This is a genomic window from Variovorax sp. GW823-FHT04B03 (assembly GCF_058796495.1).
The window spans coordinates 575,126-582,919 of record NZ_JBXAIT010000002.1; the positions used below are offsets into that span (position 1 = coordinate 575,126).

Annotated in this window: 8 protein-coding genes; 3 read left to right on the forward strand and 5 right to left on the reverse strand. The window is 69.0% G+C overall.

Going from position 1 to position 7,794, the window contains the following annotated elements:
• The first annotated feature begins 77 nt into the window (after window positions 1-77).
• Both AC1RAD_RS11480 and AC1RAD_RS11485 read left to right on the forward strand, forming a co-directional pair.
• On the forward strand, window positions 78-2,126 hold the full coding sequence (locus AC1RAD_RS11480) for a M3 family metallopeptidase (RefSeq protein ID WP_492734851.1): 2,049 nt from the start codon (window positions 78-80) through the stop codon (window positions 2,124-2,126).
• A gap of 59 nt (window positions 2,127-2,185) precedes the next feature.
• Window positions 2,186-2,815 carry a glutaredoxin family protein gene (locus AC1RAD_RS11485; protein WP_307693132.1) on the forward strand — a complete coding sequence of 210 codons (630 nt, stop codon included), beginning with the start codon at window positions 2,186-2,188 and terminating at the stop codon, window positions 2,813-2,815.
• Between the two features lie 40 nt (window positions 2,816-2,855).
• Here AC1RAD_RS11485 and rpiA read toward each other — a convergent pair whose 3' ends face one another.
• Window positions 2,856-3,560: a ribose-5-phosphate isomerase RpiA gene (gene rpiA / locus AC1RAD_RS11490; RefSeq protein WP_070061029.1), complete on the reverse strand. Its 705-nt coding sequence runs from the start codon at window positions 3,558-3,560 to the stop codon at window positions 2,856-2,858.
• Between the two features lie 40 nt (window positions 3,561-3,600).
• Here rpiA and AC1RAD_RS11495 point away from each other — a divergent pair, with 40 nt between their 5' ends.
• Window positions 3,601-4,680 (forward strand): quinone-dependent dihydroorotate dehydrogenase, encoded by a 1,080-nt coding sequence (locus tag AC1RAD_RS11495; protein WP_319355874.1) that lies wholly within the window; start codon window positions 3,601-3,603, stop codon window positions 4,678-4,680.
• A 28-nt stretch (window positions 4,681-4,708) separates the two neighbouring features.
• Here the strand turns inward: AC1RAD_RS11495 and AC1RAD_RS11500 are convergent, their stop codons facing one another.
• The 4 genes from AC1RAD_RS11500 to AC1RAD_RS11515 all read right to left on the reverse strand — a co-directional run bounded on the left by AC1RAD_RS11500 (window position 4,709) and on the right by AC1RAD_RS11515 (window position 7,186).
• Window positions 4,709-5,410, reverse strand: coding sequence for a phage holin family protein (locus tag AC1RAD_RS11500; RefSeq protein ID WP_062479920.1), 702 nt, complete (start codon window positions 5,408-5,410; stop codon window positions 4,709-4,711).
• Between the two features lie 84 nt (window positions 5,411-5,494).
• Window positions 5,495-5,791: a glycine zipper domain-containing protein gene (locus tag AC1RAD_RS11505; protein WP_056580064.1), complete on the reverse strand. Its 297-nt coding sequence runs from the start codon at window positions 5,789-5,791 to the stop codon at window positions 5,495-5,497.
• Between the two features lie 133 nt (window positions 5,792-5,924).
• Window positions 5,925-7,028, reverse strand: a complete 1,104-nt coding sequence (locus AC1RAD_RS11510; protein WP_492734852.1) for an NAD(P)/FAD-dependent oxidoreductase — start codon at window positions 7,026-7,028, stop codon at window positions 5,925-5,927.
• 35 nt (window positions 7,029-7,063) lie between these two features.
• Entirely contained in the window at window positions 7,064-7,186 is a 123-nt protein-coding gene (locus AC1RAD_RS11515) for a hypothetical protein (protein ID WP_062479916.1), read from the reverse strand.
• Between the last annotated feature and the right edge of the window lie 608 nt (window positions 7,187-7,794).

The following is a 7,794-nucleotide window of genomic DNA, read 5'->3' on the forward strand; positions in this document are numbered from 1 at the left end:
ACCACCAGCGGCCCGGCAAAGCCGGTTCCGCGGTGGTTCCCGAAATGGCTTCGCTACGCTCGCCCAGGATCTTTCACATGACCAATCCGCTCCTCGACTTCACCGACCTCCCCCTGTTCGATCGCATCAAGCCCGAACACGTGTCGCCCGCGGTCGACGCGCTGCTGGCCGATGCCGAGGCCGCGCTGCAGACGGTGACGGCGCCCGAATTCCCGGCCGACTGGATCGCGATCTCGAAGGTGCTCGACGTGGCCTCCGAACGTTTCAGCCGCGCCTGGGGCGCCGTGGGCCATCTCAACGCCGTGGCCGACACGCCCGAGCTGCGCGCCGCCTACAACGAGGCCATGCCGCGCGTCACCGCCTTCTGGACGCGCCTGGGTTCCGACGAGCGCCTGTATGCCAAGTACAAGGCCATCGACCCGGCCACGCTCAACCCCGAACAGCGCCAGGCGCACAAGAACGCCGTGCGCAACTTCGTGCTCGGCGGCGCCGAGCTGCAGGGCGAGGCCAAGCAGCGCTTTGCCGACATCCAGGAACGCCAGGCCGAGCTGAGCCAGAAGTTCAGCGAGAACGCCCTCGACGCCACCGACGCCTTCGCGCACTACGCGCAGCTCGGTGAGCTCGACGGCGTGCCCGAAGACGTGGTGAGCGCCGCACGCGCGGCCGCCGAGGCCGAAGGCAAGAAGGGCTACAAGCTCACGCTCAAGATGCCGTGCTACCTGCCGGTGATGCAGTTCGCCAAGAGCAGCGCGCTGCGCGAAACCCTGTACCGCGCCTACGTCACGCGCGCCAGCGAACTCGGCGATCCGAAGTTCGACAACACCGCGCTCATCACCGAGATCCTCGCGCTGCGCGAGGAAGAATCGAAGCTGCTGGGCTACAAGAACTACGGCGAACTCTCGGTCGTGCCCAAGATGGCCGAATCGCCCGAGCAGGTCGTCAAGTTCCTGCGCGACCTCGCCGCCAAGGCCAAGCCCTACGGCGAGCGCGACCTGGCCGACCTGCGCGCCTTCGCGGCCGAGCAGCTGAACCTCCTCGACCCGCAGGCCTGGGACTGGACCTACGTCGGCGAGAAGCTCAAGGAAGCACGCTACGCCTTCAGCGAACAGGAGGTGAAGCAGTACTTCCCAGCGCCGAAGGTGATGGCGGGCCTGTTCAAGATCGTCGAGACGCTGTTCGAGGTGTCGATCCGTCGCGACAGCGCGCCCACCTGGCACCCGAGCGTCGAGTTCTACCGCATCGAGCGCGCCGGCCAGAAGGTCGGCCAGTTCTACCTCGATCCCTCCGCCCGCGCCGCCAAGCGCGGCGGCGCCTGGATGGACGACGTGCGCGCCCGCTGGCTGCGCCCCGACGATGGCGTGCTCCAGACGCCGGTCGCGCAGCTGGTCTGCAACTTCGCCAGCGGCGTCGACGGCAAGCCGCCACTGCTCACGCACGACGACGTGACCACCCTCTTCCACGAGTTCGGCCACGGCCTGCACCACATGCTCACGCAGGTGAACGAGCGCGACGTGTCGGGCATCAGCGGCGTCGAGTGGGACGCGGTCGAGCTGCCGAGCCAGTTCATGGAAAACTTCTGCTGGGAGTGGGACGTGCTCGCCCACATGACGGCCCACGTCGACACCGGCGAGCCGCTGCCGCGCGCGCTCTTCGACAAGATGACCGCCGCCAAGAACTTCCAGAGCGGGCTGCAGACGCTGCGCCAGATCGAGTTCTCGCTGTTCGACATGCTGCTGCACACCGAGCACCAGGCTGCTGCTGCCGCCCCGGGCGCCGTGATGGCGCTGCTCGGCCAGGTGCGCGCGGAAGTGGCCGTGATGCCCTCGCCGCCCTTCAGCCGAACGCCGAACACCTTCAGCCACATCTTCTCGGGCGGCTACGCGGCCGGCTACTACAGCTACAAGTGGGCCGAGGTGCTGAGCGCCGACGCCTACGCGGCCTTCGAGGAAACCGTGGGCGCCGACGGCGAGCCCAACATCGAGACCGGCCGCCGATACCGTCAGGCCATCCTGGAGGCCGGCGGCAGCCGCAGCGCCATGGATTCGTTCAAGGCCTTCCGGGGCCGCGAGCCGCAGCTTGATGCGCTGCTGCGACATCAGGGCATGGCTCAGGCCCAGCCCGCTTGATACGGCGCTGAAGCTTGCGATACTCGGGAGATATGTATCCGACTTTTTACAAACTCCCGATGCGCGGCCTGATCGGCCTGGTCCTCGTGCTGTCGACCGCCAGCGTGCTGGCCCAGGCGGTCTACCGCCAGGTCGACAAGAACGGCAAGGTCACGTTCTCGGACCAGCCCCCCGTCGTCACCAACGCGCCGACGGGCGGGCCCCAGCCCGCTGGCGTCAACGCGCCGACGAACAGCGGGCTTCCCTACGAACTGCGCCAGGTGGCACAGCGCTACCCCGTCACGCTGTACAGCGGCGAAGGCTGCGGCCCCTGCAACGAGGCGCGCACGCTGCTCACCACGCGCGGCATTCCCTTCGAGGAACGCACCATCAAGAGCAACGAGGACGTCGACGCCCTGCAGCGCCTGAGCGGACAGAACGCATTGCCGCTGCTGACCGTCGGATCGCAACAGCTCAAGGGCTTCTCGGATGTGGAATGGTCGCGCTACCTCGACGCGGCCGGCTATCCCAAGAGCAACAGCCTGCCTCCAGGCTACCGCCCGCCCGCAGCGCGTCCGCTCGTTGCGCAGCAGGCACCGGCGGCGGCCGCGCCCCGTGCGACCGACACGCCCCTGCAGCCGCCGAACCCCGCGCCGGCACCGCCCTCGAACGCGCCGGGCCCGAACAACCCGGCCGGCATCAAGTTCTAGGAACGACGGGGGCCCCGCCCCCGTGCTGCATCGCCGCCGTTCAGCCGGCGAACTGCAACGTCTTCACGCCCGACGCCGTGCCCAGCAGGCACACGTCGGCCTTCTGGTGGGCGAAGACCCCCACCGTCACCACGCCGGGCCACTGGCTCACTTCGGATTCGAAGGCGCGCGGGTCGGTGATCCGCAGGCCGGTCACGTCGACGATGTGCTGGCCGTTGTCGGTCACCAGCGGCAGGCCGTCTTTCTCGCGCACCTGGGCGATGCCGCCCAGGCCGGCGAACTGGCGCATCACGCGGCGCACGGCCATCGGGATCACCTCCACCGGCAGCGGAAAGGCGCCGAGCGTCTCGACCAGCTTGGAGGCATCGGCGATGCAGATGAAGCGCTTGGACTGCGCCGCGACGATCTTCTCGCGCGTGAGCGCCGCGCCGCCGCCCTTCACCATGAAGCCCCGGTGGTCGATCTCGTCGGCGCCGTCGATGTAGACGGCCAGTTCTTCCACCTCGTTGCTGTCGAACACCGGGATGCCCAGTGCGCGCAGGCGCTCGGTGGACGCGACCGAGCTGGAGACGGCACCCTTGATCTCGTCCTTGATCGTGGCCAGCGCGTCGATGAACTTGTTGACCGTGGAGCCGGTGCCCACGCCGACGATCTCGCCCTTGACCACGTAGGCCAGCGCGGCAAGGCCGACCTGGGCCTTGAGTTCATCCTGGGAAAGAGGGGTTGGGGAGGCGGGTGCGGTCATCGCGGAGAATCCTTGGCTCATTGAAGTCGAGAATTATCCGATGCCCTTGCTGCTGCCCTCTTCGCTCTATGGCCTGGCCCGCCCTTTTCTGTTCGGTTTCGACCCCGAGCACGCCCATGAAATCACCCTCGACGGCCTGGCCCGCACCCAGAACACGCCCTTGGCCTGCGCCTACGCGGCGACGCGCGTCGAAGACCCCATCCAGCTCGCAGGCCTGAATTTCCCCAACCGCGTCGGCCTGGCCGCCGGGCTGGACAAGAACGCACGCTGCATCGATGCCTTCGCAGCCATGGGCTTCGGTTTCGTCGAGGTCGGCACCGTCACGCCCAAGGGCCAGCCCGGCAACCCGAAGCCGCGCATGTTCCGCCTGCCGCAGCGCGACGCGCTGATCAACCGCCTGGGCTTCAACAACGAAGGGCTCGACGCCTTCCTGGCCAACGTGCAGAAGGCGCGCTTTCGCAAGCAGGCCGGCGGCGGCAAGTCGCCCATGCTGCTGGGCCTGAACATCGGCAAGAACGCGGCCACGCCGATCGAGCGCGCGGTGGACGACTACCTGGCCTGCCTGGACGGCGTCTACCCGCACGCGGACTACGTGACGATCAACATCTCCAGCCCCAACACGGCCAACCTGCGCTCGCTGCAGAGCGACGAAGCGCTCGATGCGCTGCTGGGCGCCGTGGCCGAGCGGCGCGAAGCGCTGGCCACGCGCCACGGCAAGCGCGCGCCGCTGTTCGTGAAGATCGCCCCCGACCTCGACGACGCGCAGGTCGCGGTGATTGCCGCCACGCTGCAGCGCCACGGCATGGACGGCGTGATCGCCACCAACACCACGCTCGCACGCGACGCCGTGGCCGGCCTGCCACACGCGCAGGAAGCCGGAGGCCTCTCGGGCGCGCCGGTGCGCGAAGCCAGCAACCGCGTCATCGCGCAACTGCGCGCGGCGCTGGGCAAGGACTTTCCGATCATCGGGGTGGGCGGCATCCTGAGTGCGGCCGATGCCAAGGCCAAGATCGCCGCGGGCGCGGACGTGGTGCAGATCTACACCGGCCTGATCTATCGCGGCCCCGGGCTGGTCCGCGAAACGGCCCAGGCGTTGCAGCAGGATCGCCGCAAGGCCTGAGCCGGTTCTTCTTTTTGCTGCCGGTGGCTCAGCGCATGCGCCAGAGCACCGGCGCAATGACCGTGGCCCAGCGCAGCAGCCGCTTCGGGCGAATCACCGCCACAGCGGCGGCAGCGACCACCCCGGCGGCCACCGGATGCTCGCGCGCAATGCGCAACGCGGTTGCCGCGGCCGATTCGTTGACGGGCTCGCCCGAGGCCGGCTGCGTCTCGCGACCGCCCTGCAGGGTGGCGATGCGCTCGCGCTGGCGGTCCATGCGGGCCAGCAGCTCTTCGCGCGTAGCGGGGCGCGGCGGGCGCGGCGCTTCGTCGTCCAGCTCCGGGTCCTTGCCGAGGTTGAAGCGGTCCTGGACCCAGGCCCAGTCGCGCTCGAACTCCTGAAAGGTCGGAACGAAGCTGTTGGAAGCGTTGCTCAGGCTGCGCATCAGGCCGATGACGGCCGCCAGCCACAGCACCGCCCAGACACCGGCCACCACCCAGGCGGCGGTGACGCGGTACGGCGTGTCCCAGTAATGCACGACCACCGCCATCGAGAGCAGCGCCACCGCGACGGTGGTCAGCCCCAGTACGGCGACGACCAGGACGAGGGTCAGCTTCAGGCGCTGCTTCTCGTCCTCCCAGGCCATGCGCAGCAACTGCACCCGGTCCTCGGCCGCCAGCGCACCTTCGGCGGCGGCGATGCGCAACCGGCGGATGCGGGCATCGAGCCCGAACAGGGACAGCAGTCTCATGCGCCGCCTCCGCCCTCACCGGCCACAGCGTGGCGACGGCGAACGAAGGGACGGCGGTGCGCGCTCAGGCCGGTGCAGTGACGCTCAGCGGCGGCCAAGCAACAGACCCACCAGCACGCCGACGGCCAGTGCGGCGCCGGCAACCTGCCAAGGTTCGTCGTGGGCGTAGGTGTTGGTGGCGGTGGCCGCCTGGCGCGCCTTCTTGGCGGCCAGCTTGCTCTTTTCGGAAGCCAGCTCGCGCGCGATGGCGAGCTTGGTGTCGATGCGTTGGCGCAGCGCCTTGATGTGGGGAACCGAATCCAGGTCCTTGCTGGCCAGCACGCCGCGCACGTCGCTTGCGATGTCTTCGGCTGCTGCTTCAAGATTGTTGGATGCACTCATTGGAATCTTTCCTCCGTGATGACACCGGCACCGCGCCGGCGGCTTCACGCCAGCATATGGCGTGCTGTCATGTTACAGGCTCGAAAGCCCCTCATGCGCGACAGATGTGCTCAGTTGTGCCCGAGTGCATGCATCAGGCGTCGGCGAGCAGGTCCGCCACGTGCTGTCCGATGGCCAGGCAACTGGTGAGTCCGGGCGACTCGATGCCGAACAGGTGGACCAGCCCCGGCACCCCGTGCGACGCCGGCCCCGCGATCACGAAGTCGGCCGCGGGCGCGTCCGGCCCCGAGATCTTCGGACGCATGCCCGCATAGCCCGGAATCAACGCACCGTCGGGCAACGCCGGCCAGTACCTGCGCACCTCATCGTAGAAGCGCTCGCCGCGTGCGGGATCGACCACGAGATCGTCGACCGCCTCGACCCATTGCACGTCGGGCCCGAACTTGGCCTGCCCGCCGAGGTCGAGCGTCAGGTGCACGCCGAGCCCGCCCGGTTCCGGCACGGGATAGATGAGCCGACCGAAAGGCGCGCGGCCCGCGAGCGTGAAGTAGCTGCCCTTGGCGAAGTACTCGCGCGGCACCACCGACGCCGGCATGCCTTCGAAGCGCCGCGCCAGCGCCGGCGCGCCCAGCCCGGCGGCATTGACCACGGTGCGGCAGCGCAGCGCCGTGCCGTCGGCGGCGATCAGCACGACGGCCCCGTCCACGCATTCGGCCCGTTCGATGGGCGACTTGAGCGCCAGCATGCCGCCCGCGTTCTCAAGATCGCCGAGCAGGCCCAGCATCAACGCGTGGCTGTCGACGATGCCCGTGCTCGGCGAATGCAGCGCCGCCACGCAATGCAGCTGCGGCTCCATCGCGTTGGCTTGCTGCGCGGTGAGCAGCACCAGATCGTCCACGCCGTTGGCCGCGGCCTTGGCGCGGATCGCGTCGAGCTGGCCCACCTGTTCGGCCGAGGTCGCCACGATGAGCTTGCCGCAGCGGCTGTGCGGCACGCCGCGTGCCTGCGCGTAGCTGTAGAGCGCGTCGCGTCCTTCCACGCACAGCGTCGCTTTCAGCGACCCCTGCGGGTAGTAGATGCCCGCGTGGATCACCTCGCTGTTGCGCGAACTCGTTCCCGTGCCGATGGCCCCTTCGGACTCCAGCACCAGCACCTCCCGGCCCGCGAGCGCCAATGCGCGCGCCACGGCCAGACCCACCACGCCGGCACCGATGACGGCGCAATCGATTTCATCCATCGCGCGAGCTTAGCGCGGCGCGACGGGCGCTCTGCCTACCTCGCGCTGGGTGGCGGCTCGGGGTCGGTGGGCTCGTCGGGCGCGTGCTCCGGCCCTTCGTCGGGCTCGACCGGCAGGTCGGGCGTGATCGGAGACGGAAGATCGGGTTGGGTGGCCATGGCTGCACTCCTTCGTTCCATCTCTTCGTTCTAGCGCGTTCTCACGCGCCTGCAAGCGGCCCGTGGCGGAAGGCGTCGTCGGTGCGCACCGACAACAGGCCTTCGCCCAGGCGTTCCAGCAACAGGGCCACGCACGCTGCTGTGTCCTCGCCCCTCCCACACCACACAGGGAGGATCACAGTGGACGATGCATGGCAGGGCCAGTCTAGGCATCGCCGCGCCTTCGCACATGAGCGAAGCGCCCTTTGGTGAGGGAGCCAGGCGCCCTGCCCGGCGTGCATGCGAGCGTGACAAAGCGCCTGCCTGGGACCGGGTACCCGGCGCGGCCCCCACGATCCGCCGGTCGCGTCGAGAAAAACGCCGTCCGTCCGGCCTGAAAAACCCGTGCCCGTAAAGCATTCGCGCCGCGGTCCGACGGTGAATTGCGGACGAAATGACGGGCCCGCTGCGTCGATGCCCCGACCCGGCTCAGGCCTTCCCGCCGGCGCGACGGAAATCAACCGGGATCAATGCCGGTACCCATGGCGCGACCGCCTTTCCGAAATTTGCCGGCGATTGTCGCAATGCATCCCCGCTCTCCGTGCGCTGACAGAGGGGAAAGTACCTCG

Bases quoted from the DNA above. Each gene is read 5' to 3' on its own strand.
- AC1RAD_RS11505 (WP_056580064.1), bottom strand. From the start codon at position 5,791: ATGAGTGCATCCAACAATCTTGAAGCAGCAGCCGAAGACATCGCAAGC.
- AC1RAD_RS11495 (WP_319355874.1), top strand. From the start codon at position 3,601: ATGCCCTTGCTGCTGCCCTCTTCGCTCTATGGCCTGGCCCGCCCTTTT.
- AC1RAD_RS11510 (WP_492734852.1), bottom strand. From the start codon at position 7,028: ATGGATGAAATCGATTGCGCCGTCATCGGTGCCGGCGTGGTGGGTCTG.
- AC1RAD_RS11485 (WP_307693132.1), top strand. From the start codon at position 2,186: ATGCGCGGCCTGATCGGCCTGGTCCTCGTGCTGTCGACCGCCAGCGTG.
- AC1RAD_RS11500 (WP_062479920.1), bottom strand. From the start codon at position 5,410: ATGAGACTGCTGTCCCTGTTCGGGCTCGATGCCCGCATCCGCCGGTTG.
- AC1RAD_RS11515 (WP_062479916.1), bottom strand. From the start codon at position 7,186: ATGGCCACCCAACCCGATCTTCCGTCTCCGATCACGCCCGACCTGCCG.
- AC1RAD_RS11480 (WP_492734851.1), top strand. From the start codon at position 78: ATGACCAATCCGCTCCTCGACTTCACCGACCTCCCCCTGTTCGATCGC.
- rpiA (WP_070061029.1), bottom strand. From the start codon at position 3,560: ATGACCGCACCCGCCTCCCCAACCCCTCTTTCCCAGGATGAACTCAAG.